3 protein-coding genes are annotated in these 1,742 nt (G+C 42.1%); 1 reads left to right on the top strand and 2 read right to left on the bottom strand.

Annotated elements, in window-relative coordinates; genetic code table 11:
- Together WBA23_RS09755 and smpB are read right to left on the bottom strand one after the other, a co-directional pair.
- Nucleotides 1-482, bottom strand: a 482-nt coding sequence (locus WBA23_RS09755) for an HNH endonuclease (protein WP_424582091.1), incomplete at its 3' end; no start/stop codon positions are given.
- Between the two features lie 54 nt (nucleotides 483-536).
- Nucleotides 537-1,007 (bottom strand): SsrA-binding protein SmpB, encoded by a 471-nt coding sequence (gene smpB / locus WBA23_RS09750; protein ID WP_424582090.1) that lies wholly within the window; start codon nucleotides 1,005-1,007, stop codon nucleotides 537-539.
- A gap of 204 nt (nucleotides 1,008-1,211) precedes the next feature.
- On the opposite strand from smpB, the gene WBA23_RS09745 reads away from it, so the two are divergent.
- The coding region (locus WBA23_RS09745; RefSeq protein WP_424582089.1) for a hypothetical protein at nucleotides 1,212-1,742 on the top strand (531 nt) is incomplete at its 3' end.

The raw sequence follows: 1,742 nt of genomic DNA, 5'->3' as shown, positions 1-1,742 counted from the left end.
GGCTGCCATTCTTTACGCATGGAACCAGAGTGGTCGCGCAGAAATATCAGATAAGTTGGCCGATGGGGTTTTTGCCGAAGCTTCAAATTCGCTTCGTGAGGGCGGCGATTTCCTTTGTGAGTATTGCAAGGTTGACAGGCCGCTACTAAGTTAGCCCAACTGGTTTTCCCACCTTTAGAGCGAGGAATTACATGATCAAGCGTTAAATTCTTAGGGGAGCCACAGTATTGGCAGGTAAATTTATCCCGTTTAAACACATTCTGGCGAGTGAGCACTACCCCCCGGTAGGGAAGGTTTACGTAACGGTACAGCCGAATAACTGCCGGGCAAGGAAACGTTTTATTAACAGTGCGAATCTCGTCATTTTCTGCTTCGGTAAGTAGCTCTGCCTTGTTTAAAAATACTAACAGAAAGGCTCGTTCCATTGAACATACAGTCAATGGTTGGTAATCTTGATTCAACAGCAGCACATTACGCTTCATACTTCCAGTTTCTGAAAATTTGAGGGCAAAAAATTTCTTCCCAATTCATACTACTTAAAATTTCATCCGATCCAATTCGCGATTCGTGTCACGCTGTTTAATATCATCTCGCTTGTCGAATAGCTTTTTACCTTGCGCTAACGCAATTTCTATCTTAGCTAACCCCCGATTATTGATAAACAGCCGAGTGGGCACAATGGTCAGTCCCTTTTCACTCATTTTGCTCTCCAATTTAGCTAATTCTTTCTTTTTTAAAAGAAGCTTACGCTCTCGGGTGGCCTCATGGTTATAATGCGTTCCCTGGCTGTAGGGAGTAATGTGCATCTGTTTAACAAATAGCTCATGATTATTAAAGTAACAATATGCCTCTTGCAAACTTACTTTTCCTTCTCGTATTGACTTAATCTCAGTCCCCATCAGCTTCAATCCGGCTACATACGTATCCAAAAAATGGTACTCAAACCGAGCTTTTCGGTTTTTTACGGATACCTGACTGGAAAACTTTGGTTTTTCTTGCTTACCCATACTTGCCCAATGAACAATAAATTGTAGTAACGAACACCTAATTTAATAGGGATAACTGGCTTCGCCAACCAATCTCCCACTATTGTTTCATATTTTCTGAATTCAATACCCGTAATAACCTACAACCAAGGAAAAAAGGAATATCTCGTTTCTCTACTCTGGAATTTTTCGCCAACTTGGGTCTGTTCTTCTAAACGATTTTCTATGAAATGGCAAGAAAAAGGTTGGTTAAAAAAATATTTAGCTACTCGTCACCACTACGTGTTGCACCAAGAGTTTCAGCGGCTAAAAGATCAAAAATCTTCTGCTGCGGCGTTTGATCAGCTAATTTACGAGTTAATGCAGGCCACCGGGCTTCTGTACGGATACCCGGCTCAAATGCCGTATTCTTATAAAGCACTACTAAAATCGCTTAAAGCTGATCAACTTACTAACCAGCAACGCTGGAAAGTTCTACTGTTAGAAAGTCTACTAAACAGTGCGCTTACCACCAACCGTTACGATAGTCTTAAAAAAGAGGTTGACTTTGCCGATGCTATTTCTGAAGTGGCGTACCGAATTGGAGAATACTACATTTCGTTGTACCCTAGCATTAAACCCAAATCGCGGGGCGGCATTCTAACTCGCTCACCAAAGGCTGGCGTAGATCTTTCTGAACAGGCGTTAGATATTCGCACGCAACCCATGACCTCTGATGCTAAAGATGATTTCTGGAGAGCCATTATGCACAGTGCC

This window comes from Tunicatimonas sp. (genome assembly GCF_049647865.1).
Taxonomy (GTDB): Bacteria; Bacteroidota; Bacteroidia; order Cytophagales; family Cyclobacteriaceae; genus Tunicatimonas.
The sequence above is the reverse complement of the archived record's forward strand: the minus strand, read 5'-3'. Positions and strand labels throughout refer to the sequence as shown.